The sequence below is a fragment of the Microbacterium phycohabitans genome (assembly GCF_032464935.1).
In the GTDB taxonomy this organism is placed as follows: Bacteria; Actinomycetota; Actinomycetes; order Actinomycetales; family Microbacteriaceae; genus Microbacterium; species Microbacterium phycohabitans.
Map to the genome: position 1 here is coordinate 315,919 of NZ_JAWDIT010000004.1, position 24,097 is coordinate 340,015.

General features: G+C 70.8%; 24 protein-coding genes and 1 tRNA gene. 10 read left to right on the forward strand and 15 right to left on the reverse strand.

Annotated features, from left to right (window positions below; all coding sequences use genetic code 11):
• Positions 1–22: 22 nt before the first annotated feature.
• Both RWH44_RS12815 and RWH44_RS12820 read right to left on the reverse strand, forming a co-directional pair.
• Entirely contained in the window at positions 23–292 is a 270-nt protein-coding gene (locus RWH44_RS12815; protein ID WP_298873324.1) for an FmdB family zinc ribbon protein, read from the reverse strand.
• Positions 293–310: 18 nt separating this feature from the next.
• The gene (locus RWH44_RS12820) at positions 311–907 is read right to left on the reverse strand and encodes a 5-formyltetrahydrofolate cyclo-ligase (RefSeq protein ID WP_298873322.1); all 597 of its coding nucleotides are present in this window, start codon (positions 905–907) and stop codon (positions 311–313) included.
• Between the two features lie 63 nt (positions 908–970).
• Between RWH44_RS12820 and galU the strand changes: the two genes are divergently transcribed.
• The 5 genes from galU (at position 971) to RWH44_RS12845 (ending at position 4,775) form a co-directional block, all read left to right on the forward strand.
• Complete coding sequence (gene galU / locus RWH44_RS12825; protein WP_298873321.1) at positions 971–1,861, forward strand: UTP--glucose-1-phosphate uridylyltransferase GalU; 891 nt, start codon at positions 971–973, stop codon at positions 1,859–1,861.
• 14 nt (positions 1,862–1,875) lie between these two features.
• Positions 1,876–2,499: a GNAT family N-acetyltransferase gene (locus tag RWH44_RS12830; protein ID WP_316004857.1), complete on the forward strand. Its 624-nt coding sequence runs from the start codon at positions 1,876–1,878 to the stop codon at positions 2,497–2,499.
• A gap of 81 nt (positions 2,500–2,580) precedes the next feature.
• Positions 2,581–3,654, forward strand: coding sequence for a large exoprotein (locus tag RWH44_RS12835; RefSeq protein WP_316004858.1), 1,074 nt, complete (start codon positions 2,581–2,583; stop codon positions 3,652–3,654).
• 170 nt (positions 3,655–3,824) lie between these two features.
• A tRNA-Ala gene (locus RWH44_RS12840) sits at positions 3,825–3,900 on the forward strand.
• A 119-nt stretch (positions 3,901–4,019) separates the two neighbouring features.
• The gene (locus tag RWH44_RS12845) at positions 4,020–4,775 is read left to right on the forward strand and encodes an alpha/beta fold hydrolase (RefSeq protein ID WP_316004859.1); all 756 of its coding nucleotides are present in this window, start codon (positions 4,020–4,022) and stop codon (positions 4,773–4,775) included.
• An 85-nt stretch (positions 4,776–4,860) separates the two neighbouring features.
• On the opposite strand, the gene RWH44_RS12850 is transcribed toward RWH44_RS12845, so the two are convergent.
• The 7 genes from RWH44_RS12850 to RWH44_RS12880 form a co-directional block, all read right to left on the reverse strand.
• Positions 4,861–5,298 carry a VOC family protein gene (locus RWH44_RS12850; protein WP_316004860.1) on the reverse strand — a complete coding sequence of 146 codons (438 nt, stop codon included), beginning with the start codon at positions 5,296–5,298 and terminating at the stop codon, positions 4,861–4,863.
• A gap of 72 nt (positions 5,299–5,370) precedes the next feature.
• Positions 5,371–6,957, reverse strand: a complete 1,587-nt coding sequence (locus RWH44_RS12855) for a hypothetical protein (RefSeq protein WP_316004861.1) — start codon at positions 6,955–6,957, stop codon at positions 5,371–5,373.
• Positions 6,939–7,682: an ABC transporter ATP-binding protein gene (locus RWH44_RS12860; RefSeq protein ID WP_316004968.1), complete on the reverse strand. Its 744-nt coding sequence runs from the start codon at positions 7,680–7,682 to the stop codon at positions 6,939–6,941. The genes RWH44_RS12855 and RWH44_RS12860 overlap by 19 nt, the downstream gene beginning before the upstream one ends.
• Before the next feature lie 174 nt (positions 7,683–7,856).
• Positions 7,857–9,149 (reverse strand): ABC transporter permease, encoded by a 1,293-nt coding sequence (locus RWH44_RS12865; protein WP_316004862.1) that lies wholly within the window; start codon positions 9,147–9,149, stop codon positions 7,857–7,859.
• Complete coding sequence (locus tag RWH44_RS12870) at positions 9,149–10,045, reverse strand: ABC transporter ATP-binding protein (protein ID WP_316004863.1); 897 nt, start codon at positions 10,043–10,045, stop codon at positions 9,149–9,151. The genes RWH44_RS12865 and RWH44_RS12870 overlap by 1 nt, the downstream gene beginning before the upstream one ends.
• Positions 10,042–11,043, reverse strand: a complete 1,002-nt coding sequence (locus RWH44_RS12875) for a permuted SH3 domain-containing protein (protein WP_316004864.1) — start codon at positions 11,041–11,043, stop codon at positions 10,042–10,044. The genes RWH44_RS12870 and RWH44_RS12875 overlap by 4 nt, the downstream gene beginning before the upstream one ends.
• Before the next feature lie 270 nt (positions 11,044–11,313).
• Positions 11,314–12,813, reverse strand: a complete 1,500-nt coding sequence (locus RWH44_RS12880) for an amino acid permease (protein ID WP_298873300.1) — start codon at positions 12,811–12,813, stop codon at positions 11,314–11,316.
• A gap of 175 nt (positions 12,814–12,988) precedes the next feature.
• Here RWH44_RS12880 and RWH44_RS12885 point away from each other — a divergent pair, with 175 nt between their 5' ends.
• From RWH44_RS12885 to RWH44_RS12895, 3 genes are all read left to right on the forward strand, one after another.
• Complete coding sequence (locus tag RWH44_RS12885; RefSeq protein WP_316004865.1) at positions 12,989–13,330, forward strand: histone-like nucleoid-structuring protein Lsr2; 342 nt, start codon at positions 12,989–12,991, stop codon at positions 13,328–13,330.
• Positions 13,331–13,385: 55 nt separating this feature from the next.
• Complete coding sequence (locus tag RWH44_RS12890; RefSeq protein ID WP_316004866.1) at positions 13,386–14,105, forward strand: acetolactate decarboxylase; 720 nt, start codon at positions 13,386–13,388, stop codon at positions 14,103–14,105.
• 68 nt (positions 14,106–14,173) lie between these two features.
• Entirely contained in the window at positions 14,174–14,512 is a 339-nt protein-coding gene (locus tag RWH44_RS12895; protein WP_298873294.1) for a histone-like nucleoid-structuring protein Lsr2, read from the forward strand.
• 62 nt (positions 14,513–14,574) lie between these two features.
• Here RWH44_RS12895 and RWH44_RS12900 read toward each other — a convergent pair whose 3' ends face one another.
• Entirely contained in the window at positions 14,575–15,648 is a 1,074-nt protein-coding gene (locus RWH44_RS12900; RefSeq protein ID WP_298873292.1) for a Glu/Leu/Phe/Val dehydrogenase family protein, read from the reverse strand.
• A 248-nt stretch (positions 15,649–15,896) separates the two neighbouring features.
• On the opposite strand from RWH44_RS12900, the gene RWH44_RS12905 reads away from it, so the two are divergent.
• The gene (locus RWH44_RS12905; protein ID WP_316004867.1) at positions 15,897–16,373 is read left to right on the forward strand and encodes a YbaK/EbsC family protein; all 477 of its coding nucleotides are present in this window, start codon (positions 15,897–15,899) and stop codon (positions 16,371–16,373) included.
• A gap of 166 nt (positions 16,374–16,539) precedes the next feature.
• On the opposite strand, the gene RWH44_RS12910 is transcribed toward RWH44_RS12905, so the two are convergent.
• From RWH44_RS12910 to RWH44_RS12925, 4 genes are all read right to left on the reverse strand, one after another.
• The gene (locus tag RWH44_RS12910) at positions 16,540–18,492 is read right to left on the reverse strand and encodes a glycogen debranching N-terminal domain-containing protein (protein WP_316004868.1); all 1,953 of its coding nucleotides are present in this window, start codon (positions 18,490–18,492) and stop codon (positions 16,540–16,542) included.
• Positions 18,489–19,322, reverse strand: a complete 834-nt coding sequence (locus RWH44_RS12915; RefSeq protein WP_437127299.1) for a carbohydrate ABC transporter permease — start codon at positions 19,320–19,322, stop codon at positions 18,489–18,491. Before RWH44_RS12915 ends, RWH44_RS12910 begins: the two co-directional genes overlap by 4 nt.
• A 77-nt stretch (positions 19,323–19,399) precedes the next feature.
• The gene (locus RWH44_RS12920; protein WP_298873284.1) at positions 19,400–20,515 is read right to left on the reverse strand and encodes a carbohydrate ABC transporter permease; all 1,116 of its coding nucleotides are present in this window, start codon (positions 20,513–20,515) and stop codon (positions 19,400–19,402) included.
• A 2-nt stretch (positions 20,516–20,517) separates the two neighbouring features.
• Positions 20,518–21,756: a sugar ABC transporter substrate-binding protein gene (locus RWH44_RS12925; protein WP_316004869.1), complete on the reverse strand. Its 1,239-nt coding sequence runs from the start codon at positions 21,754–21,756 to the stop codon at positions 20,518–20,520.
• A 219-nt stretch (positions 21,757–21,975) separates the two neighbouring features.
• On the opposite strand from RWH44_RS12925, the gene RWH44_RS12930 reads away from it, so the two are divergent.
• Entirely contained in the window at positions 21,976–22,980 is a 1,005-nt protein-coding gene (locus tag RWH44_RS12930) for a LacI family DNA-binding transcriptional regulator (RefSeq protein ID WP_316004870.1), read from the forward strand.
• A 287-nt stretch (positions 22,981–23,267) separates the two neighbouring features.
• Here RWH44_RS12930 and RWH44_RS12935 read toward each other — a convergent pair whose 3' ends face one another.
• Positions 23,268–24,041 (reverse strand): IclR family transcriptional regulator, encoded by a 774-nt coding sequence (locus tag RWH44_RS12935; RefSeq protein WP_316004871.1) that lies wholly within the window; start codon positions 24,039–24,041, stop codon positions 23,268–23,270.
• Between the last annotated feature and the right edge of the window lie 56 nt (positions 24,042–24,097).

The window sequence follows — 24,097 nt, forward strand, 5'->3', positions numbered from 1 at the left end:
CTTCTGCCGCGCCGCCTCGGACTCAGGAGGCCGAAGAGGGAGCGGACGTCTTCGTTTCCGACTTCGATGATGCCGAAGAACCGGACGACGCGCCACCGGACGACGACGCGCTCGACCCGCGGGAATCGGTGCGGTAGAACCCCGAACCGTTGAAGGTGACCCCGATCGATCCGTACTGCTTGCGCACCTCTCCACCGCACTCCGGGCACTCGGTGAGCGCGGCGTCGGAGAAGGACTGCACGGCGTCGAAGCGGTGGCCGCACTGCTTGCAGGCGTAGGAGTAGGTGGGCATGGGTCTTCCTTCGGGTGGTCAGGCGTGATGAGAGGCGAGCGCGATGGTCCGCGTGGGCGTGACCACGCCCGTGACGGGCTGGTCGTGCACGTCGCGGGGCACATCGTCGACGAATTCCGAGTCGAAGATCACCGCGTACACCGGCGGGCACTTCTCCATCGAGCCCAGGGTCTTGTCGAAGTAGCCGCGTCCCCAGCCCAGGCGCATCCCGTGTCGGTCGACGGCGGCCGCGGGGATGACGAGCAGGTCGACGTCGTTGACGGCGATGGGGCCGAGCACGTCGCCGACGGGCTCGGGCAGGCCGAACAGTCCCTCGGCGATCTCGGTCTCGGGGGTGGCGACGCTCCAGTCGAGGAGCCCGTCCTCGCGCGTGATCGGAAGCAGCACCCGGATGCCGCGCGCCACCGCCGCGGTCACGAATGCGTGGGTGCCCGGTTCGGTGGGCGTCGACAGGAAGCACGAAATGCTTCGCGCGCCCAGCCGGTCGACGAGGGCGTCGAGCTGCTCCTTGATGCCGGCCTCCGCCGCGTCGCGGGTCTGGGACGACACGATCTGGCGTCGTTCGCGCAGATCGGCGCGCAGTGCGCGCTTGGCCTGCTCGATGCGATCCGGCATGCGGGTAAGTCTACGTGCGCGCGTGTTGACGCCGACGACACACGCTCCCGCTAGGGTATGCCCATGCCTCATAAGCCCTTCAAGGCCGTGATCCCGGCCGCAGGACTCGGTACTCGCTTCCTTCCTGCCACCAAGGCCATGCCCAAGGAGATGCTGCCGGTGGTCGACAAGCCGGCCATCCAGTACGTCGTCGAGGAGGCGACCGCCGCCGGCATCCAGGACGTCCTGATCATCATCGGACGCAACAAGAACAACATCGCCAACCACTTCGACTCGATGCCGGAGCTCGAGACGAAGCTCCGCGAGAAGGGCGACCACGACAAGCTCGCCAAGGTGGAGCACTCCTCCGACCTCGCCGACGTGCACATGGTGCGCCAGGGTGAGCCCAAGGGCCTCGGCCACGCGGTGCTGCGCGCGCGCAGCCACGTCGGCGACCACCCCTTCGCGGTCCTCCTGGGCGACGACCTGATCGACGAGCGCGACCCGCTGCTCGAGAAGATGATGGCCGAGTACGACAAGCGCGGTGCCACGATCATCGCCCTCATGGAGGTCGACCCCGCGCAGATCCACCTCTACGGTGTCGCCGCGGTCGAGCCGACCGAAGACGACGGCGTGGTCAAGGTCACGCAGCTCGTCGAGAAGCCCAAGGCGGAGGACGCCCCCTCGAACCTCGCGATCATCGGCCGCTACGTCCTCGGTCCCGACGTGTTCGACATCCTCGAGCGCACCGAGCCCGGCAAGGGCGGCGAGATCCAGCTGACCGACGCGCTCGAGGAGCTCGCGACCGGTGGTGGCGATGGCGGCGGCGTGTACGGCGTCGTGTTCCGCGGGCGCCGTTACGACACGGGTGACCGCGTCGACTACATCAAGGCCATCGTGCAGCTCGCTGCCGACCGCGACGACCTGGGCCCCGCTCTGCGTCCGTGGTTCAAGGAGTTCGCGCAGGGTCTCTGACCCGGCGGAGCACTATGGATCTATCGATCCCGAGGCGGCACGGCGAGGTGTCGATCCGTCTCATCCGCAACCGCGACGCGCGTGTGCTGCAGCAGCAGCTGATCGACAACCGCCCGTGGCTGCGTCCGTGGGAGGCGACCAGCCCCGACGGCCCCGTGTCGTTCGACATGCGGCTCGGCATCCGTCGCCTCCTCCAGCAGTACCGTGACGGCCTCGGCGTCCCCTTCGTGATGGCGTGGGACGACGAGGTCGCCGGGCAGCTGAACGTGTGGGGCGTCTCGCGCGGCTCGCTCGCGTCGGCGACGATCGGCTATTGGGTGGCGGAGGAGTTCGCCGGACGCAACATCACGACGATCAGCGTCGCGATGGCCACCGACGTGTGCTTCACCGAGCTCAACCTGCACCGGATCGAGATCTGCATCCGCCCCGAGAACCACGCGAGCCTGCGGGTGGTCGAGAAGCTCGGCTTCCGCTACGAGGGGCTGCGCCGCCGCTACATCCACATCGACGGAGACTGGCGCGACCACTACGCCTTCGCCCTGGTGCGCGAAGAGGTGCCGCACGGCGTGCTCGATCGCTGGGCGCGGGGGCAGGTTCCGCCCGACGCGGCGCGCATCCCTCCGGCCGACCGTCTGTGAGGGTCGTCGCAGCGCATATGACCTGCGTTGCGGCGAACTCTCGGCACGACACGCGGGGGGATGCCGAGGTGTGATCTCTCGGTGACCTACCTTTATCCCATGGGTGGCCAGGTGCTGAGCGGCGGGGTGATCGTCTTCGTGGCGGTCGCGCTGTGGTTGGTCTATCTCCTGCCGTCGTGGCAGAGCCGGCATCGGTTCACCTCCGCCGAACGAAACGCCGTGCGTCTCAATCAGGCTCTCCGCGTGCTCGCGGAGACGGCGGAGACGCCGCGCGAGGTGCACCTCGAGCTCACCGCCCGCACCGCGCACCAGCAGCAGAAGCTGGCTCGTCAGGTGCAGGCGCAGAAAGCGCAGACCGAGCTGGCGGCGGCGAAGGCCCGTCTCGAGGTCGCGAAGCTCGAGAGCGCCCGTGACCGCGACGTCGTCAAGGAGCAGCGCGCCGCCGCGATCGAGGTGGCCCGCGCCGAGCGCGCCGCCGCCGTCGAGGTGGCCCGGGCCGAGCGTGCCGCGGCGCTGGAGAAGACGCGCGCCGAACGCGCAGAGGCCGTGGAGCGCGCACGCGCCGAGCAGGCCGCCGCGGTCGCGATTCCCGCCGCTCGCCGCTCGCGGGTGCGCCGGCGGTTCCGTCTCGTCGTCTCCGTCGCGCTGCTGGCCGGACTCATCGCTGCGGGCTTCGGCGCCGTGCAGCTCGTCGGGGGAGCCGCTCCGCTGCTCCTGCTCGCGGGCGCGTCGGTGGTCGTGGCATCCCTCGTCATCCTGCGTCGGATCTCCGTCGTGGCGACCCGCACCGCGCAGCGCCCCGTCGAGGTGTCGGTGCGCCGCTCCGTGGCCGAGGTACAGGACGTCGCCCTCGTGCCCGAACCGCGCCCGACGTGGACGCCCCGTGAGCTGCCCCGCCCGCTCGTCGCCTCGGTCGGCTCCCGTGCTGCAGCGACCGTCGACGAGCAGCTCGCCCGCGAGGCCCTGCGGGCCGCGGCCCGCGAAGAGGCCGCTCGGCACATCGCCGCCGAGCAGGCACCCACGCCGATCGAGACGGCCCGCCCGGCCGCTGTCGCCCCCGTCGCTTCGCCGTACGCGGCCATGGGCTACGTCGACGACAGCGAGATCGAGAGCCACGTACAGCGCCTCCTCGCGCGTCGCGCATCGGGGGAGTGAGCCGCGCTCCCTTCCGTCGAACGGATGCCGTCGAGCGGCGCCTTCGACTCGGCATGCTTCCTCCGGTACATCCCCGTGTGAGCCCGGTTCGTCGTCACGTCGCGGCGCGCCCGGGCTGCGGCCCGCGTCGGGTGACGTGCACGTGGCGTGATAGTGTTTACGAGGTTTCCGGGCCTGTGGCGCAGTTGGTAGCGCGCCTCGTTCGCATCGAGGAGGTCAGGGGTTCGAATCCCCTCAGGTCCACCAGAACCGCAGCGGCGCCTCTCCTTCGGGAGGGGCGCCGCTCTCGTTCTCCCGGGTCACCGCGGCGCCCATCCCGCTAGGCTCTGGCTCATCCACGATCCTCCGAGCACGGGAGCCGCGCCATGATCCTCGCCCACGACGTCTCCGGTTCCGGTCCGCTCCTCGTCCTGGTGCACGGGATCACCGAAGACCGCCGCAGCTGGGATCCCGTCGATCTCAGCGGATCGTTCACCGTCGTGCGCGTCGACGTCCGCGGCCACGGCGATTCGGAGGCGGCGGAGCCGTACGACATCCCGACCCTCGCGACCGACATCCACGACACCGTCGCGCAGCTGCAGGAGAAGGGTGCCGTTCCCGACGGCCCGCCGATCGTCGTCGGGCACTCGATGGGCGGCATCGTCGCCACGGCCTACGGCGCGCTCTTCCCGGCGCGGGCCGTGGTCAACGTCGATCAGCCGCTGCACCTGGCCGGGATGCAGCAGCAGATCCAGCAGGCGGAGGGGATGCTGCGCGGAGAGCAGTTTCCGCTGTTCATCCACGGCATGTTCGCGCAGATGGCGGGGGAGCTCGACCCCGGCGAAGTCGAGCGCGTGAACGCTCTGCGCGCCCCCAAGCAGGACGTGGTCCTCGGGATGTGGAGTCCGCTCCTCGACGGCTCACCCGAAGAGCTCGCCGGGCTGGTCGACCGGCTCACGCGCGTGCCCGCCGATGTGCCCTACCTCGTCATCACCGGGCTCGACGCGGGTCCCGAGTACGCGGCGTGGCTGCAGCAGATCATTCCGCACACCGTGCACGAGGTGTGGCAGCCTCCGACGCACTACCCGCACCTCGTCGATCCGGCGCGCTTCGTCGCCCGCGTCGACGCGTTCGCGGGCTGAGCCCAGCGCACCAGCGGGCGTCACGGCCCGTCGGCAGCCCCGCTCCCGTGGCCGCGCATCACCGTGGCAGACCCGCCTGGCGGGGTCATTCCGCCGCAGTGCCCTCAGCCCACCCGCCGGGCGCGGCGACGTTGAACATCCACGCCACACCCCACGGGTCGGTGAGCTCGCCGTAGAAGTCGCCCCACACCTGCTTCTCGAGCGGCTGCTTCACTTCGGCGCCGCGCTCGACGAAGCGATCGTAGAAGCCGCGGACGCGGTCGAACTCGTCGCTCATGAACGCCGCGTGCGCGCGCGTGGCGCCCCACCCCTCGGCGGGCTCGTCGAACCCGTCGGCGCCCATCACGGTGAAGCCCTCGGCGCGCAGCTCCGAGTGCATCACCCCGTCGGCGGGGGCGTCCGGGATGCCGAAGTCGGCGAACGTGTTGATCGTCAGCTCGCCACCGAAGACCGACTGGTAGAAGGCCATCGCCTCACGGGCGGAGCCGGCGAACGAGAGGTAGACGACGAGAGAGGTCGACATGGTGGCATCCTTCATCTTCGAGAGCGGATCGGCCCTCACGTTAGTCCCGTGACGGGGGAGAGGGAAGGTCTCTCAGGCCCCCTGGAACGTGCGCAGCTGCGCGAGCAGGCGGGGGGCGCTCGCGTCGAAGGTGCGACCCCCGACGAGGATCCCGATCACGAAGACTGCGATGCCCAGCGCGGGGCCAATCCCGAGGGCGAGCCACCCCGCGGTCGCGGATCCCGTGACGGTGGAGATGATCGCGGGGACCACCGCCGGCAGCGACACGACCGCGGCGAGACCCCAGCAGAGCAGGAACGCCAGGAACATCGAGAACGTCGAGCCCGGCACCCGCTTGAAGGGCGAGTCGCCCGGCGCAGGGGTGGGAACGACGAAGAGCGCGGAGCTGACGGCGCTGACGCCGAGACCGACCAGGGTGAGCGCGAGCGAGGCACCGAGGACCGCCGGCAGGAGATCCCACCGCCCTGCGATGGCGACGGTGGCGACGTCGATGATCAGCACGAGCGGGACGCTGACGGTCGCCGCGCCCAGCATGCGTCCGAGGCGGTCGTCTCGCCCGGTGATCCCCGTCTGCAGCACCGTCGCGAACGCCGTGCCGTCGTACGAGACGTCGGTGTACGCCAGGACGCCCGCGAAGAAGCCCACCAGCAGCCCCGACAGTGCGAACAGGGGCCCCGACGTCTGGCCACCGGAATACACGAGCATCAGGATCGGCATGACCGGCAGGATGAGCAGCTGCCGCAGGTAGCGCATGTCGCGCGTCCATGACGTCAGCGATCGCGCCCACGTCGCGCCCACGGGAGTGGAGGGCATGACGCCGAACCACGCGAGCGACCCGCTGCGGCTCCTCGCCGCAGAGCGGGAGGGCGGAGCGACGACGGATGCCGACAGGCTCCGCCACCACAGGAACCACAGCAACGCCAGGGTGGCCACGGCGATGAGCAGGCGGAGGGCGCCCGTGAGCCACGCCCCGGTGGCGAGGTCGCCGGGCACGGCCCAAGCGGCGCCGATCGGCGTCCACGACAGCGCGTCGACGATGCTCTGCAGCTGCACTCCCTGGTCGGTGGCGGCGCGCAGGGCGTTCATGACGCCGATCAGGAGCGGACTCGCGAAGATCAGCGCGAGGAAGCCGACGAGTCCCACGATCTCGCGCGTGCGACGCCCGCTGCCCAGCCCTCCGGCCAGCGCGGCGACGGCGCGCGACGCGACGACGCAGATGAGCACGCCGAGCGGCACGCACACGACCGCCGCGATCGCGGCCACCGGCTCGCGCGCCCACACCAGGAAGGTCGCGAGCGCCCCGAGGGTCGTGGCGATGCCGGGCACGCCGGTGAGGCCGCCCGCGGTGATCGCGACCATCATCTGGCGCGTCGTCATCGGGAACGGCGCGAGCTTCGCAGGGTCCAGGGTGGTGTCGATTCCCGCGGCGAAGACGGGGCCGATGACCCATCCGAGGGTCAGCACCGCCCCTGCGGCGGTGACCGCGGCGCGCGCGACATCGAAATCGAGGGTGCCGACGAAGAACAGCCCCACCCCCACCAGCAGCAGCATCCACAGCGCCCCGAGCAGGCCGAGGATGAAGCCGACCAACTGCATCGGGCTCCGCACGAGGGTGTTCCCCAGCACGCGGAATCGGATCTTCAGGACTGTCGCAACCACTGCGGCCCCTCCGAGTGGTGACGACCGCCCACGAGCTCGACGAAGCGGTCCTGGAGGGTCTGCGCACCGCGCACCTCGTCGACGGTCCCGGATGCCAGGAGCCGGCCCTGCGCGATGACCGCGACGTGGTCGCACATGCGCTGCACGAGGTCCATCGAGTGGCTCGACACGATGACCGTGCCGCCCGAGGCCGTGTAGCCGCGCAGGATGTCCTCGATGTTCGCCGCCGAGACCGGGTCGACCGACTCGAAGGGCTCGTCGAGCACGAGCAGGCGCGGGGCGTGCACGAGGGCGCAGGCCAGGGCGACCTTCTTGGTCATGCCCGCCGAGTAATCGACCACGGGTGTTCCGGCGGCCTCGCCGAGGTCCATGATGCGCAGCAGGTCGGCGGTGCGCGAGGCGACCTCTTCGCGGGACAGGCCGAACATCATGCCGGTGTAGGTCACCAGCTGCTCACCGGTGAGCCGGTCGAACAGCCGCACGCCGTCGGCGAGGTTGCCGATGAGCCTCTTGGCCTCGACGGGCTGCGCCCAGACGTCGACGCCGTGGATGCGGGCCGTTCCGGCGTCGGGACGCAGCAGCCCGGTGGCCATCGACAGCGTCGTGGTCTTGCCGGCCCCGTTGGGACCGACCAGGCCGTAGAACGACCCCGTCGGCACGGTGAGGTCCAGTCCCGCGACGGCTACCTTCTCGCCGAACCGCTTGACGAGTCCGCTCAGCTGCATCGCGGGCTGCTGGTCGGTCGCGGCCGGGGGGACGACGGCATCCGGAAGGACGGGCGGAGGAGCGACGGCCTGCGGGGGAACGGTCGGCGGGGTGTCGCGGGAGGCGTCGGTCACGATCTCGAACCTATCTGCGTGGTGCGGGCCTTTCCCAGGCCCTCGGACGAATGGGTGTGGTCAATATCGGATGGCGTCGATCACCTTCACGCGCACGGCCACGAGGGCCGGGAGCAGGCCCGCGATCGCGCCCACGACGGTCGCGGCGATCAGGCCGGTGACGGCGGCATCCACGGGGAACGGGGGGAAGTCGCTCACCATCCCCTGTCCGATGAGGTCGCGCACGGCGGGGGACTGCACGACGAGGATCGACACGATCACTCCCGCAGCCCCCGCGACGACGGTCGCCACGACGCTCTCGAGCATGACGGCGAAGAAGACGCGGCTCGCCGTCGCTCCGAAGCTGCGCCGGATGCCGATCTCGCGAACGCGCTGCTTGACCGTCACGAGCGCGATGTTGACCAGCCCGAGGGCGCCGAGCAGCAGCACGAGCACTGCGATGCCGATGACGACCATCTTGGTGACGAGGAAGGGGTCTTCACCGTACGTGGCCCAGTCGCGCCGATCGGCGGTCACCTCGACGCCGGTGCCGAGGGCCGCGCGCAGGTCGCGCTTGACGACGTCGGTGAGCTGATCGGCGATCTCGGGCGGCACCCACATCTCGTACGAGGGCATGCTCGGACCACCGTAGGGGTCGTTCGACGAGGCCGCGGCCTCACCGCGTTCGCTCGCGGCCGCCTTCTGCATGGCCTGCAGCTGATCGGTGAGCATGAACATCGTGGGCTCGGTCTCCCAGGTCGCCACCGGGGTGACGCCGACGATGACGGCGCGCACCCCGCCGGAGGGGATCCCCGACGCGGCGTTCGGCACGCCCTGCCCGCCGAGAGCGACGACCGGATGGCTCTCGAGCGGGGGCCGGCCCAAGCGGTCCCAGAAGATCTCGCTGACGATGATGCGCGGCGCCAGCTGCTGGGCGTCGAGGTCGGTGAACCACTCGCCCTCGCTCATCTGCACGCGGTGCATCTCGCCGTAGGGCTGGTCGACGGCCTGGGTCGCGACCTGCACGATGCCGTCGGGGAAGGGCACGGCCTGCATGAGCGGCAGCGCGCGGCTGGCGTAGGCGATGCCGTAGCGGTCGACGACCTCGTTCCAGGCCGCATCGATCTCGGATGCCGCGAGGGTGCCGCCGTCGGTGCGATAGGCCGAGACCGACAGACTCGCCGGACGGCCCGACTGCCGCTCGCTGAGCTCTTGATTGGCCTGCTGCACGATCGCGCCGAGAGCGACGACCGTGGTGAGCGAGCAGACGGCGACGGCGACGCCCACGAGCGAGAGCAGCACGCGCGTGCGGTGCACACGCACCTCCTGCCATGCCTCGAGCAGAGCGCCCACCACCGCGCTGAGGGCCCGCATCAGGACTCTCCTCCGTCGCCGTCGGTCGCGGCCTCGTCGTCGGAGGACGCACCGTCGCGTTCGTCGTCGCGCCCCGCCACCGCCGTTCCCACCGCCGTCGCCGTGCCGGCCAGGCCGAGCGAGGCGAGGCCGCCGTCGTCGATGGATGCCGACTCCGCCGACGACGGCGCCATCTCGCGCCGGTCGCGCCGCGTCAGGGGCTCGAGCGAGGGGTCGTCGACGGGCGTGAGCACACCCCGGTCGAGGCGGAAGTGCCGACGCGCGCGCCGAGCGATCGTGGGGTCGTGCGTGATGATCACCTGCGCCGCTCCCGTGCGCTCGGCGACCTCGTCGATGAGCTCCATGACGCTCTGCCCGGTGTCGAGGTCGAGGGCGCCCGTGGGTTCGTCGGCGAGGATCAACCGTGGTCCGCGCACGAGGGAGCGCGCGATCGCCACGCGCTGCTGCTCGCCGCCCGACAGGCGGTCGGGCATGCTGTTCAGTCGGTGCTCGAGCCCGACGAGGGCGAGCATGTCGGCGGCGATCTTCTTCCGCCGCCAGAACGTCCGCCCCGATGCGTAGAGCAGCGGCATGGTGACGTTCTCCAGCGCGGTGCGCCCCGGCAGCAGGTTGAACTGCTGGAAGACGAAGCCGATCGCCGCTCCACGGAGGCGATCGCGCTGCGCCGACGAGTACGACCTCACCGGCCGGTCGTCGAAGAGGATCTCGCCGCTGGTGGGCAGGTCGAGCAGTCCGAGCATGTTGAGCAGGGTCGATTTCCCCGAGCCCGAACGCCCCACGATCGACACGTGGTCGCCCGGCTCGATCTCCAGATCGATCCCGTTGAGGATGGTCAGGGCGGGCTGGTCCTGCGGGATCACCGTGCGGGTGACCTCGCGCAGCGAGAGCAGACTCATCCGCCGAGGGCCGCTTCGCAGTACATCGATCCGTCGGGATAGGTCGTGCACCCGTCGTTCGCCGGAGCCATGGCGCCCGGGGCGAACTCGAGGATCTCATCGCCCTCCGCGAGGCCCTGCGTGATCTGCACCTGCGTGCCGTCGGTCAGGCCGAGATTGACCGGCCGCTCCTCGGTCGCGCCGTCGGCGCTCATCACCCACACGGTGCCGCTCTGCGCGGCCCCGCGCACCGCGGTGGTCGGCACGACGAGGACGTTCTCGGCGCGCCCGCCGGCGATGGTCATCTCGGCCGCGAGTCCGGAGAACACCGTGACATCACCCGGGACGGTGCACGTGGCGGTCGTCGACGACCCGCCACCGCCACCGCCGCCGGTGCTCGTTCCGCCCGGGGTCGCCGTGTCGTCGGTCGACCCGCCCCCGGTGCTGCCGGCCAGGGGAGTGGTGATGCGCAGATTGCCGCACGCGAAAGCCGCGGGGCCGCCGGTGATCGTCACCGTCGCCTCGGTCGGACGATCCAGCAGACGGTACTGCTGGGCGGGCTCGAGGGTGCCGCTGACCGAGAACGTCGGCGGGGCCACCGCGCCCGCCGTCATCCCGATCGTGATGTCCTGTCCCGAGATCACCGAGAGCGAGCTCAGGATGCCGGCCGCCGGCGCCGTCACGTCCTCGTAGCGGAAGATGGCCGGCTTGGGCTTGCCCTCGGCATCCACGCTGTCGGCGGGATCGCGCTCGATGGGGACCTTGACGTCGAAGACGACGTCGCCCTGGTTCACGCTCGCCCCCTGGGCGATGAAGATCTTGTTCACCGTGCCGGCGGCGGTCGCCTTCATCGGCACGGCGGGATCGGCCGCCACGGTGGCAGAGACGACCACGTCGTTGGTGATCGTCCCCGACGCCGCCACCGTTGTCGGCTCCACGATCGTCCCGGTTGGGACCGCGGGAGACGCGTCGGCAGGGCGATCGGGGAAGAACGCCAGCTTGATGAGTGCCGCCGCCACGAGGGCGACGAGAAGGATACGCAGAATCGGAAAGACCCACGTGCGTGCGATCCCCATGAAACCCCCCGGAACGGAAATCGTCGTCATCGAACATCCCCACCCTAGGGGGGCTCTCGCGGCGGCCACGGCCACTTCGACACTCGCGCGCGAGAAATCATCCTCGAGGATGACCTGGGCGGGTCCGAGCCCCGGTGCCGGTCCGGCAGACGACGGATGCCGCGACCCCGGCCGTTCGAGACGGGTGGGGCCGCGGCATCCGGTGGGCGGGGCTCAGTCCTCGGGCGGTGCCACGACGTGCGGCTTCGAGGGATCGAGGGGTGCGCCGGTGGCCAGGCGCGCGTGGCTGCGGGAGTAGGCGAAGTAGATCGCGAATCCGAGGGCGAGCCAGATGAGGAAGCGCAACCAGGTCTCGACCGAGAGGTTGAGCATCAGGTACGTGCAGATGAGCGCCGACAGGATCGGCAGCACCGGGCTGAACGGCACGCGGAAGCCGCGCTCGAGGTCGGGGCGCTTGCGCCGCAGCACGATCACGCCGACGGAGACGAGCACGAAGGCCGAGAGCGTGCCGATGTTGACCATCTCCTCAAGCACCCCGATGGGCGTGAGACCGGCGACGACGGCGACGATCACCGTGACGATGATCGAGATCACCCACGGCGTGCGGAAGCGCGGGTGCACCTTGGCGAGGCCGCCGGGGAGCAGCCGATCGCGCGACATCGCGAAGATGATGCGCGTCGCCCCGATCAGCAGCGTCAGCACGACGGTGGTCAGACCCGCCACGGCGCCGGCCGCGATGACGGTGGCCATCCACGTCTGTCCGTGGAACGCGAACGCGTTGGCGAGGGCCGCCGACGGGTTGAGGTCGGAGTAGGGCACCATGCCCGTGACCACGACCGCGACGGCGCAGTAGAGGATCGTGCAGATGACCAGAGACGCGATGATGCCGATCGGCAGGTCGCGCTGGGGACGCTTCGTCTCCTCCGCGGTGGTCGCCACGACGTCGAAGCCGATGTAGGCGAAGAAGACCAGTGCGGCTCCCGCGAGGATGCCGCCGACACCGAAGGTCGCCGGCTCGAGACCCGAGAGGAACTGCAGCAGCGGTTGCGTCAGACCGGACGCCGACTCGGTGGGCACCGACTCGGGCACGAAGGGGCTGTAGTTGGCGGGGTTGATGAACATGATGCCGGCGATGATGACGAACAGCACGATGAACAGCTTCACGGCGACGAGCACGAGGTTGACGCGCAGCGACTCCTTGATGCCCAGGGTCATCAGGCCGCCGAGCACGAGAACGAGCAGGATCGCCGGCAGGTCGACCACGCCGCCGTAAGAGATCTCCGGGGGCAGGATGATGCCGATCTGCTGGAGGAAGGTGCCGAGGTAGGCGCTCCACCCCTGGGCGACGACGCTCGCGCCGAGGAACATCTCCAGGATCAGGTCCCACCCGATGATCCATGCGAACAGCTCGCCGAGCGAGGCGTACGAGAACGTGTACGCCGACCCCGACACCGGCACGGTCGAGGCGAACTCGGCGTAGCACATGGCCGCGAGGCCGCAGGCGATCGCGGCGATGATGAAGCTGATCACCACGGCCGGTCCCGCCACGTCGTGCGCGGCGCGGCCGGTGAGGGTGAAGATGCCGGCGCCGATCACGACGCCCACGCCGAAGACGGTCAGATCGACCGCGCTCAACGACTTCTTGAGGCGGAACTCCGGCTCATCGGTGTCGGCGATGGACTGCTCCACCGACTTGGTACGGAAAAGGCTCACGCGACGCTTCCTCTGTCTCGGGTGATGTCCCAGGAGCGAACACCACCCCCGGAGAATAGTCCCTCGCAGCGCCCGCGCCTATCGGTGAGGCGTTCCTCCGGCGCACCCACTATCACGCGGATAGTCATGCAAGTAATTCATCGAATGTCGGTGTAAGGTTTTTCGTATTATGGCTATGAAGCACATCACGCACCTCGTCGACGATCTCGATGGAACTGTCCTCGAAGACGGACAGGGAAAGCAGATCACTTTTTCGGTCGAAGGCCGCGCTTATGAGATCGACCTTTCCGACCGCAACGCGGACAAGTTCTATTCGGCGATCGCGCCTTTCGTGGATGCCGCTCGTTCGGTTTCCCGCGGTGCGTCCACCTCGCGTCGATCGCGCGCTCCCCGTCGCTCGAGCGATGTCGATCTCGGAGCCGTCCGCGAATGGGCGCGGGCGAACGGCCACACGGTGAGCGACCGCGGTCGTGTTCCCGCGTCGATCCTCGACGCCTACGCCGACGCGAATTCCTGAGATCGCCTCGCATTCACCGGTCGGTCCGCCGACCGCTGATGTCGCGTCGAGCGCGGTGACGCAATTCGCCGTGCTCGACGCGCTGCTGGGCGGCGTGTATTCCGCGGGGATTCCCGTATCGGCCGTCTCGGAACTGGGCGATACCGGTGTCGGCTGCTGCGAGGGCCTCGGCGGCGAGGTCGTCGTCCTCGACGGCACTCCGTTCGAGTGCACACCGGACGCCCCGCCGCGACCGATGGACCCGGGCGAGCTGCTGCCCTTCGTCGACGTGTGCGCGATGGGCGACACGGCCGAGACGGTGGTGCGCGACGCCGACTTCGCGGCCCTCGAGGAGCACGTCGAGGCGCGGTTGGCCAGTCGCAACCTCTTCCACGCGGTGCGTCTGGACGGCGTGATGGCGCGGATCCGCACGCGCGTCACACGGCGCCAGGAGCCGCCCCTCCGCCCGCTCGCGGAGGTCGCCGCAGAGCAGATCGAGACGGTGTCGTCCGACTGCGCGGGCTCTCTCGTGGGTTTCTGGATGCCCCGCATCTATCAGGGCATCACGGTCGCCGGGCTCCATCTGCATTTCCTCGCCGACGACCGCACCGTGGGCGGCCACGTTCTCGACCTGCGCGTGCGCGAGGGCGGTCTGCGTATGACGGCGTATTCGCGTTTCGTGCTCCGGCTGCCGGACGACGAGCAATTCCTTCGGACCGAACTCACGCACGACGAGGATCACCGGATCGTCGCGGTCGAGAGCCGGGCGCCCGTTCCGGACGACGGTGAAAGCTGACGGAGATGCGGGTGAATTCCTAATAGCGCGCCCCCGGGCGCCGGAAATACCCGTCTTACGATCGGCGCATGGCGAAAAAGCACATCACGCAGGTGATCGACGATCTCGACGGTTCGGTCATCGACGACGGGGAAACCGTTCATTTCTCGCTCGAAGGGCGCTCCTACGAGATCGACCTCTCGAGTGAGAATGTCGAGAAGATGCGCGAGGCGTTCGAGCCCTTCATCTCCGCCGGGCGCCCCGTCGGCTTTTCCTCGCCGTCCGTCCGAAAAGACTCGCGGCGTCGCCCCGCGCCCACGCGCGATCTCGTCGACGTCCGCACCTGGGCGGAGAAGAACGGTTATTCCATCAATGCGCGCGGACGTATTTCCGCGGCCGTCCTCGCGGCTTACGATGCCGCGCACTGAACACGGAGAAAAGAGCCGGATGCCGTGGGAAACGGCATCCGGCTCTCTTCGTCCCGGGCGTGTCAGACGAGGGCGCCGTCGCCCGCTCCGACCGCGAGGCGCTCGGCGGCGAGGCCCTCGGCGGCGGCCAGCGGGGTGACCCCGCGCGACTCGGCCTCGTCGAAGACACGGCGTACGGTGTCGCCGATGTCGGCTACGCGCCCCATGATCTGCTCGAGCGTGCCGCGCTGCTTGGCCACGAGGTCGAGGTAGATCACGCCGCCGGCGTTGACGACGAAGTCGGGGGCGTAGAGGATGCCGCGACGGGCGAGGCGCTCGGCGCCCGATCGCTCCGCGAGCGGGTTGTTGGCGGGACCGCAGACGGCGCGTGCGTCGAGCGCGTCGATGACCGCATCGGTGAGCACGCCGCCGATGCCGGCGGGGACGAAGACATCGGCCGGGACGAGGTGCGCCTCGCTCGGCTCGACCCACGCGGCGCCCAGCTCGGCGGCCAGCGCGCGCTTGGCCGGGTTGACGTCGGTGACGGTCAGCGTCGCACCCTCGCTCGCCAAGCGCTCGGCGAGCCGACTGCCGACCTGGCCCAGGCCGGCGATCGTGACGCGGCGCCCCGAGACGTCGCTCGTGCCGACAGCACGTTCGAGAGTGGCGACGAGGGAGGCGTAGACGCCGAGGCTCGTCGGGCCGGCGGGCTCGCCCGACCCGCCGACGGTGTCGGGGAGGCCCACGACGTGCGCCGTGCGCTCGCTCACCACGAGCATGTCGTCGGTGGTGGAGCCCACGTCCTCTGCCGTGCGGTACAGACCGCCGAGGCTCTCGACGGCGTCGCCCAGGTCGAGGAAGGCGGCGCGACGGCGGTCGGCGTCGAGGACGGTGCCCTCGGGCAGGCCGATCACGCTCTTGCCTCCACCCGCGTCGAGTCCGGCGGCGGCGTTCTTCAGCGTCATCGCGGCGGACAGCCGCAGGGCGTCGCCCAGGGCGTCGGTCCACGAGGGGTAGGTCCACAGTCGCGCTCCGCCGAGGGCGGAGCCGAGGACCGAGGAGTGCAGGGCGACGGCGATGAACAGGCCGCTGCGGCGCCCGGTCATCACCTCCACGCGCTCGTGGGTGAAATCGGGCAGGGGCAGGGCGTTGGTCATCGCGTTCCTTGTCGTCGGTCGCCTTGTGGGCGGCACGTTCCGGATGCCGCGGCGTTGCGGCATCCAGGATCCATTCTGACGCCCGGCACGCCTCGGCGCGAGTGCGCCGGGCCGCGGGGAGCGGGTGAAATGCCGAGATCGCGCGTTCGGGACGAGACGGCTCGTTTCGGCGCGACGGACCTGCGATCTCGAGCGGATCGTGTCATCCGGCGGTGGATCGCGTGAGCGGCGCCCCTAGGCTGTCGGGCATGACCGACGACCTGCCCGCCCGGAGCCGTCTCGTCGCCTCGTCGCTGGAGGCGGCCGGCATCCCGGGGAAGATCATCGTGCTCCCCGATGCCGCGTCGACGGCGGCCCTGGCCGCCGCGGCCCTCGGCATCGAGGTCGGCGCGATCGCCAACAGCCTGGTGTTCTGGAGCGACGACGAGCCGCTGCTGGTGATGACCAGCGGGGCGCACCGCGTCGACACGGCGGCGCTGGCCGACCGGCTCGGGCGCGGGGCCATCCGGCGGGCCACGCCGGAACAGGTGCTCGCCGCGACCGGCCAGCCGATCGGGGGAGTCGCGCCGACCGGACACCCCGCTCCGCTGACCACCGTGGTCGATGAAGACCTCGCGGCCTTCCCCGAGATCTGGGCCGCGGGCGGGACCCCGCACACGGTGTTCCCGTTGACCTTCGACGAGCTCGTGTCGCTGACGGGCGGGACGGTGACGCGGGTCGCCTGAACGCGCGCGCGTCGGCTTCTCGCCCGGGTTCGGGGCGCGATCGGGCCGTCGGGGCGGGCGATTCACGCCCCGAACAGGGGGATGCGCCCCGAACCGTGCGGAAACCGTCGCGCGGGAGGGAGAAGGGCCGGGCGGCGACGCTCGGGAACGCCGCCGCCCGGCGGGCTCACGCCTGGGGGGAGGGCGTGAGGGCGGTGAGGCACACGACGGCGGCCGCGGCCGACCACGCCTGCGGGCGGCACGCCGCGGGATACGGCGTGGGCACGGAGGAGTGCGTGCGCGGATCGCCGCTGTGCAGCTCGGGCACGCGGTAGGCGAAGCCCTCGGCGGCATCCAGGAGTCCCTCGACGACGGTGCGGGCCTCGGCGGTCAGGCCCGCGCGCAGCATGCCGTGGGCGGCGATGGCCGTGTCGTGCACCCAGACGCTGCCTCCGTGGTACGACAGGGGCCAGTAGCCGGCGGCACCCGTCGACATCGTGCGGATCCCGTACCCGCTCGACATGCTCTCGCCGAGCAGAAGCGACGCGATGTGCCGCTCCTCGTCGGGGGAGAGGATGCCGGTGCCGATGAGGTGCCCGATGTTGCTGGTCAGCGTGTCGACGGGACGCTTGGCGTTGTCGAGCGCGACGGCGGGGTAACGGCCCTCCGGCGTCTGCACCCAGTACGTCTCGGCGAAGCGCTCCTTGAGGTCGCGGGCCCAGGCACGCCAGAACGCGACGTCGGCGGCATCCGCCGTCTCGCCGAGGGCCTCGAGCAGGTCGGCACCGGCGAGGGCGGCCTCGTAGGCATAGGCCTGCACCTCGCACAGGGCGATGGGTCCCTCGGCCAGACGACCGTCGCGCCATTGGATCGAGTCGCCGGAGTCCTTCCAGCCCTGGTTCGACAGTCCCGTGCCGAGGCGGTCGATGTAGTCGAGGAATCCGTCGCCGTCGCTGTCCCCGCTCTCGCGGATCCAGCCCAGCGCGCCGCGCAGCGTGGGCAGGAGCTCGCGCACCTCGGCGTCGGGCATGCCCGCGCGCCACGCGTCGGCGAGCAGGCAGATCCACAGCGGGGTCGAGTCGACGCTGCCGTAGTACTTCGGCGGCAGCACGATGCCCTCGCCCGGGATCTCGAGCGACGACGCCCGCAGCTCGTGCAGGATCTTGCCCGGCTCCTGCGCCGTCTGGGCGTCGTCGTCCGTCCCCTGCAGGCGCGCGAGCACGCGGAGGGTGGATGCCGCGATCTCGCGGTCGAGGGGGAGGGCGAGACGGGCGGCCCAGATCGAATCGCGTCCGAAGAGCGTGAAGAACCAGGGCGCACCGGCCGCGAAGAACTCGTCGTCGGGGTGCTCGGGGAGCACGAGGCGCAGGGCGTCGAGATCGTCGAGGGCCCTCGACAGCCACCGGGCCAGGCGTGGATCGGGAGACGCGGAGGCCACGGCGGCGGCATCCCAGCGGGCCGGGACGGCGGGCGAGTCGACGACGAGGGTGTCGTCGCGCAGGGTCAGCGTGAAGCCCACCTCGACCTCGCCGAACGCGGGCACGTCGACCTCCCACGCGGCGTCGAGGCCGTCGGCACCGGATGCCACGTCGGCACCCGGGGCGAGGAGGGCGAGGCCCTGAGCGCCGGCGTCGACCCGGGCACCGGAACCCTCGACGACGGTCTCGGTCGCGCGAGGGTGGGCGTGGCCCGATTTCACCTCGTGCAGCTGGGCGAACTCCGTCGTCAGGCGCAGCCGGAGGGTGGCGCGGATCGGCCGGTCGACGCGGGAGCGGAGCGTCCACGTCTCGCTGACGACGCCGTCGCCGACCCGGCGGTCGCGCATGAGCCGCACCTTCGGGTCGGGGGTGGTGTCGTCGACACCGCGGACGAGCCCTCCGAAGACGACGCGGGACGCGCCGTCGGGAGCCGTCGAGATCCACTCGATCGGCGATTCGTCGCACGAAGCCGTCAGGGCGCTGACGTGACGGACGTCGCCGTGGTAGACACCGTGCACCGCGGCGGTGCCGATGGCGCCGGTCGCGTCGGACCACACCTGGGTGGGGGCGCGCAGCACGATGAGGGCGTCGTTGAGCAGCGGTTGCAGGGGCATGGTCTCGGTGGTCGTCCCGTTCGGCGAGGTGGTGGGGGCGGTGGTCATTCTTTGACGGCTCCTTCGCTGGCGTTCATGATGCGGCGCTGGAAGATGAAGAAGACCACGGCGACCGGGATCGTCATCAGGGCCGCGGCCGCGAGTTTGAGGGGGAATTGGCTGCCCTGACTGAGCTGTCCGCTGGCCAGGGACGCCACGCCCTTGGTCAGGGTGGTCAGCTCGGGCGACTGGGTGGAGATGACGAAGTGGCTGAGCTCGTTCCACGATCCCTGGAACGACAGGATCACGATCGTGATGAGGGCGGGACGCGCCATCGGCAGCACGACCGACCAGAACACGCGGAACGTGCCGGCGCCGTCGATGCGGGCCTGCTCCTCGACGGACGGGGGGATCGACTCGAAGAAGTTCTTCATGATGAACACGCCCGCGGCATCCACGAGTAGGGGCAGGATCATGCCCGCGTACGAGTCGTACATGCCCAGCTGGTTGATGACGAGGAACTTCGGGATCAGCAGGACGACGGCCGGGACCGCCATGACCGCCACGAGTCCGGCGAACACGATGCCGCGGCCGCGGAACTGCAGCCGGGCGAGGGCGTATCCGGCGAGGGAGTTGAAGAAGACGCGTCCCGCGGTGACGAAGACGGTGACCACGACGGAGTTGCCGAACCAGACGGGGAAGTCGGAGTTCAGGAAGAGGCGCTCGTACGCGGCCCACGTGAAGGGCTGCGGCACCAGCGAGATCGGGTCGGCCGCGGCCCCGGCATCCGTCTTGAAGGAGGTCGCCACCTGCACGAGGAACGGATAGATGTAGACGAGGGCGAGCACGAGCAGCAGCACGTACAGGCCGATCTGCCACCGCAGGGTCTTGCCCGACATGCGGTGCTTCGCGGGCTTCACAGGGCCGTCGACGCGCTGCTCGGCGAGCACGGTCGTCTGCGGGGATGCCGTGGCGGTCATCGCTTCGCTCCCTTCGAGCCCGTGCCGGGCATCTCGTACTGCCGGATGCGTCGGCGCGAGACCGGGCGGTCGCGCAGCACGAAGCGCTGCAGGATCGTGAGGGCCACGATGATGACGAACAGCACGAAGGCGATCGCCGCACCCTGTCCCCACTGCTGCGAGAGGAAGGCGGAGGAGTAGCTGAGGTAGGCGGGGGTCAGGGTCGTCTTCCCAGGACCGCCCTGGGTGCCGGTGTAGATCTGGTCGAACACCTGCCAGGTGCCGATGAGGCCGAGGGTCAGCACGGTGAACAGCACGGGCTTGAGCTGGGGGAGGGTCACCCGCCAGAAACGCTGCCAGCCGTTCGCGCCGTCCATCATCGCGGCCTCCTGCACGTCGGCGCCGATGTTCTGCAGACCCGCGATGAACAGCAGCATGAAGGTGCCCGAGGTGGTGAAGACGGCCATGAGGATGAACGCCGACATCGCCACCGAGGGGCCGGCGAGCCAGTCCCACCACGAGACGCCGAGCATCGTGTTGCCCGTGAGGAACGCGGGGCCGCTGGTCACGCCGACGGCGCCGAGCAGGTTGTGCACGACCCCGGACGGGTCGCTGAACCAGTTCGGCCCGTTGATGCCGAGCCACGACAGCACCTCGTTGACGGCACCGGATGCCGAGAAGAGGAAGAGCCACAGCACCGTGATCGCCACGGAGCTGGTGACCGAGGGGAAGTAGAAAGCGGTGCGGAACAGGCCGCGTCCACGCAGGACCGCCCGGTTCACCAGGACGGCGAGGAACAGCGAGAGCGCGGTCTGCAGCGGCACGACGAGCAGGACGTACCAGGCGTTGTTGCGCAGGGCCGTGCCGAAGTCGCGCTCGGCGAGGCCGCCGCCGGTGGTGACGGCGGCGTAGTTGTCGAGACCGACGAAGCCGACGTTCGAGGAGAACGGGCTCCCGCGCCCGGTCCAGTCGGAGAAGCTCACCCACAGCGCCATGAGCACGGGGACGAGGAGGAACACGCCGAGGATGATCAGCACCGGGGCGGTGAACAGCCACCCGGCGGCGGCCTCGCCGCGCCGGATCCCCGAGGAGGGGGACCCGGCGCGACGCGGCGCTGTGGTGAGAGCACTCATGATTACTTGACGATGGCCTCGAGGTTGGACTGCGCCGTCGACAGCAGCGCCTGCGGGTCGCCGGTCTTGAGCGACTCGAGCTGGGCGTTGAAGTCGGTGATGACGTCGGCGGCCCCGGCCATGTTCGGCGGGAACTGCGCGTAGTCCGCCCCGGCGAGGAAGGCGCCGAGGTCGGGGTTGGCGCTGGTCCACGCGTCGGCCGCGGACTGGATCGACGGCATGGGGCCGAAGGCCTCCGAGAACGCCAGCTGCTGGTCGGTGCCGGTCAGGTACTCGACGAGCGAGCGGGCCTGCTCCTGGTTGCCGCTGTCGGTGGCCATGCCCCAGCAGTTCGTGAACTGCAATGTGCCCTTGCCGCCGGGGCCCGCGGGGAGCTCGGCGACCTGGTACTTCACGTCGGGGTAGTCGGCCGACATGGCGCCGGTGATCCAGTTGCCCTCGATCGTCATCGCGGCCTTCTGGGTGCCGAACGCCTCGCCGCCCCAGCCCGCTCCCACGTCGGAGGCGAAGGCGAACGTGCCGTCGTTCAGGTGCGTCTTGACGTAGGTCAGAGCCTCGACGTTCGCGGCGCTGTCGGCGGTGGCCGCGCCGTCGGTGACGAGCCCGCCGCCGGCCTGCGCCATGAAGGCACCGACGCGCTGATACTCGGCGCCGAACGCCAGGCCCACCCGGCCGTCGGCGGTGAGCTTCTGGGCGACGGATGCCAACTGGTCCCACGTCGTGGGGATGTCGGCATCCGTGAGCCCGGCGGCCGCCCACAGGTCGGTGTTGATGATGAGCGCCAGGGTGGAGAAGTCCTTGGGGGCGCAGTAGAAGGTGCCGTCGACGGTGAAGTTGTCGACGAGCGAGGGGTAGAAGTCGTCCTTGTTGGCGAGGTCGTCTCCGTAGGCCTGGATCGAACCGTTGGAGGCGTAACCGGCCAGGGCCTCGGGGGCGAGGTAGAACAGGTCGGGCGGGGAGCCGGCCGCGAAGCCCTGGGAGAGCTGCTGCGGGAGGTCGTTGGCGGTCTGGACCTCGGCCTCGACGCCGGACTGCTCGCTCCACGCGGCGACGGCATCGGTGACGGCCTTCGTCTCGGCGTCGCCCGAGGAGCCGATGAGGATGCTGAGCTTTCCGCTGCCGGAGGCCTGGCCCTCGCCGGGGGCGTCGGTGAAGCCCGAGCCGCACGCGGTGAGCGTGAGGGCTCCGGTGGCAAGCAGTGCGCCGGCGGTGAGCCAGAGGCGGACAGGGTGCCGTGTCATGTGTCTCTCTCCTTCGATGAGGCATGCGACCCCTCCGGGTGCTCGGAGGGCCGTCTATTTGAACGTTCAAATGGCGGTTCGACTACGGTAAGGAACGGCGAGGCACGATGTCAAGCCGTCGATCGTCGCCCTAGGCTGACGGGCGTCCACCGCGTGCGGTCGGGGCGACCTCGCGACCGCGGGGGCGTCGGGCGGCCCGCACCGGGGGGAGGAACACACATGACCAAGGCGCCCACGATCGACGACGTCGCGCGCATCGCGGGCGTCTCGCGCCAGACCGTGTCGAACGTCGTGAACACCCCCGACATCGTCCGCGAGGCCACGCGCCTGCGCGTCGAGGCCGCGATCGCCGAGCTCGGCTACCGCCCGCACGCCGCGGCCCGGCGCCTGCGCACGCGGCGCAGCTCGACCATCGGCATCCATCTCGATCCCTACGCGGGCGGCATCGCCGGAGTCGTGCTCGACCGCTTCGTGCACGCCCTCACCGAGAGCGCGGGCGAGCGCGACATGCGCGTGCTGCTGTACGCCGCGCGCACGGCCGAGGAGGAGATCGACCGACTCGCCGATCTGCTGGAGGGGGGAGAGGTGGATGCCGTCGTCATCACCGGCACCTTCCACGGCGACCCCCGCACGGGGTGGTTGAACGCGCGGGGGCTGCCGTTCGTGTCGTTCGGGCGGCCGTGGGGCGAGGACGACGTCGAAGCGCCCGCTCACCTGTGGGTCGACGTCGACGGTGCGGCCGGTACACGGGCGGCGACCGCCCACGCGCTCGAGCGCGCCGACGGGCGCGTCGCCTTCCTCGGCTGGCCCGCGGGTTCGGGGACCGGCGATGAACGCGAGCGCGGTTGGAGCGAGAGCGTGGGAGCCGCGCGCGGACCGCGCTGGGTCGTCGAAGACAACGTCGCGCTGGCCCGCGATGCGGTCGAGGCCGGCTTGCGCGTCGCCCCCGACGTCACCGCCATCGTCTGCGCGAGCGACTCCCTCGCGATCGGCGCGCACCTCGCCACCGCCCTGGCCGGCCGCCCCGACATCCGGGTCGTCGGCTTCGACAACACCCCCGCGGCCGAGGCGCTCGGGCTCTCGAGCGTCGAGCAGCTGCCCGAGCGGGTGGCATCCGGTGCCCTCGACCTGCTCATGGGCGAGAACGGCACCGTGGTGGCACCGCGCCCCGCGACGGCGGGCGCCGCGCACGTGCTCGTGGAGCCGCGGCTGGTCGTGCGCTGACGCGCGGTGGGCGGGTGCCCGGTACTCGGGCCCGTGCGGTGGTGTGCGGTGGTTCGGGTCGTGACCTGCGTGTCGGGGCGGGGGTTGTGCGCTCCGAAGGGAGGAATGCGCCCCGAACCCGGGTCGACAGGGGAGAAGCGTCCCGGGGTCGGGGTGGTGGTGGCTCCGCGCGAACACCGTCGTGTTTTGGGGCGTGATTCGCGTGCTGGGGCGTGAATTGCGCGCCCCGAACGGCGGAATGCGCCCCAAACCACTGCGTGGCGGGGGAGTCGCACGCGAAACTCGCGTCAGGCGTGGCGGCCGATGCGACGCGCGAGCTCGGCGGCGGCGGCGGATGCGGCGGATGCCAGGGCGGCGGCGTCGCGCTCCGCGCCGTCCGACGGCCACGTGACCGCGACGGCGGCGGCGGGCCAGCCCGCGTGATCGAGCACCGCGGCGGCGACGGAGCGGAATCCCGGGGTCACCTCGCCGTTCTCGCTCGCATGACCGGCCGCGCGCACCGCGCGCAGGAGCTCGCGCAGCTCGCGCGGAGTCGCGGGACCCACGCCGTGGCGCTGCGTGAGGGCGGTGGCATCCGGGAAGAGGGCCCGCACCTGCTCGCGGGGGAGGGCGGCGAGCATCGCCCGACCGGTCGCGGTGAGGTGCGCGGGAAGGCGCACGCCCACGTCGGTCACCAGCGCCGGGCGCCGCGGGGCCCGCTCCTCGACGATGTAGAGCACGTCACGACCGGCGAGCACGGCGAGATGGGCGCTCTCTCCCACGCGATCCGACAGGGCGGCGAGCAGCGGTCGGCCGAGGCGTGCGAGGGGCTGCTGCCGCGCGTAGCCGCCGCCCAGCTCGAAGGCCGCGGTGCCGAGCCCCCAGCGTCGATCGCCCGGCAGGTGCACGACATAACCGTGCTGCTCGAGGGTCGAGAGCAGGTGGTAGACGCTCGAACGGGGGATGCCGAGGTCCGTCGCGATCGTCTGCGCGGCCACCGGGCCGGGCTGGCGCGCGAGCAGGGAGAGGATCCGCAGCGTCTGATCGGCGGCGGGTACCTGCGGACGGGGAATGTCTGGCATGACAGACACAGGATGCCAGAACCCCGTCGTTCCGCGACAGGCGACGCGGTGGAATC

Excerpts from the sequence above, each read along its gene's own strand:
- RWH44_RS12815 (WP_298873324.1), bottom strand. The coding sequence starts at position 292 with ATGCCCACCTACTCCTACGCCTGCAAGCAGTGCGGCCACCGCTTCGAC.
- RWH44_RS12930 (WP_316004870.1), top strand. The coding sequence starts at position 21,976 with ATGACCAAGGCGCCCACGATCGACGACGTCGCGCGCATCGCGGGCGTC.
- RWH44_RS12935 (WP_316004871.1), bottom strand. The coding sequence starts at position 24,041 with ATGCCAGACATTCCCCGTCCGCAGGTACCCGCCGCCGATCAGACGCTG.
- RWH44_RS12830 (WP_316004857.1), top strand. The coding sequence starts at position 1,876 with ATGGATCTATCGATCCCGAGGCGGCACGGCGAGGTGTCGATCCGTCTC.
- RWH44_RS12820 (WP_298873322.1), bottom strand. The coding sequence starts at position 907 with ATGCCGGATCGCATCGAGCAGGCCAAGCGCGCACTGCGCGCCGATCTG.
- RWH44_RS12925 (WP_316004869.1), bottom strand. The coding sequence starts at position 21,756 with ATGACACGGCACCCTGTCCGCCTCTGGCTCACCGCCGGCGCACTGCTT.
- RWH44_RS12885 (WP_316004865.1), top strand. The coding sequence starts at position 12,989 with ATGAAGCACATCACGCACCTCGTCGACGATCTCGATGGAACTGTCCTC.
- galU (WP_298873321.1), top strand. The coding sequence starts at position 971 with ATGCCTCATAAGCCCTTCAAGGCCGTGATCCCGGCCGCAGGACTCGGT.
- RWH44_RS12915 (WP_437127299.1), bottom strand. The coding sequence starts at position 19,322 with ATGTCGGGCAAGACCCTGCGGTGGCAGATCGGCCTGTACGTGCTGCTG.
- RWH44_RS12895 (WP_298873294.1), top strand. The coding sequence starts at position 14,174 with ATGGCGAAAAAGCACATCACGCAGGTGATCGACGATCTCGACGGTTCG.
- RWH44_RS12870 (WP_316004863.1), bottom strand. The coding sequence starts at position 10,045 with ATGAGTCTGCTCTCGCTGCGCGAGGTCACCCGCACGGTGATCCCGCAG.
- RWH44_RS12905 (WP_316004867.1), top strand. The coding sequence starts at position 15,897 with ATGACCGACGACCTGCCCGCCCGGAGCCGTCTCGTCGCCTCGTCGCTG.
- RWH44_RS12920 (WP_298873284.1), bottom strand. The coding sequence starts at position 20,515 with ATGAGTGCTCTCACCACAGCGCCGCGTCGCGCCGGGTCCCCCTCCTCG.
- RWH44_RS12910 (WP_316004868.1), bottom strand. The coding sequence starts at position 18,492 with ATGACCACCGCCCCCACCACCTCGCCGAACGGGACGACCACCGAGACC.
- RWH44_RS12865 (WP_316004862.1), bottom strand. The coding sequence starts at position 9,149 with ATGCGGGCCCTCAGCGCGGTGGTGGGCGCTCTGCTCGAGGCATGGCAG.
- RWH44_RS12900 (WP_298873292.1), bottom strand. The coding sequence starts at position 15,648 with ATGACCAACGCCCTGCCCCTGCCCGATTTCACCCACGAGCGCGTGGAG.
- RWH44_RS12850 (WP_316004860.1), bottom strand. The coding sequence starts at position 5,298 with ATGTCGACCTCTCTCGTCGTCTACCTCTCGTTCGCCGGCTCCGCCCGT.
- RWH44_RS12845 (WP_316004859.1), top strand. The coding sequence starts at position 4,020 with ATGATCCTCGCCCACGACGTCTCCGGTTCCGGTCCGCTCCTCGTCCTG.
- RWH44_RS12860 (WP_316004968.1), bottom strand. The coding sequence starts at position 7,682 with ATGCAGCTGAGCGGACTCGTCAAGCGGTTCGGCGAGAAGGTAGCCGTC.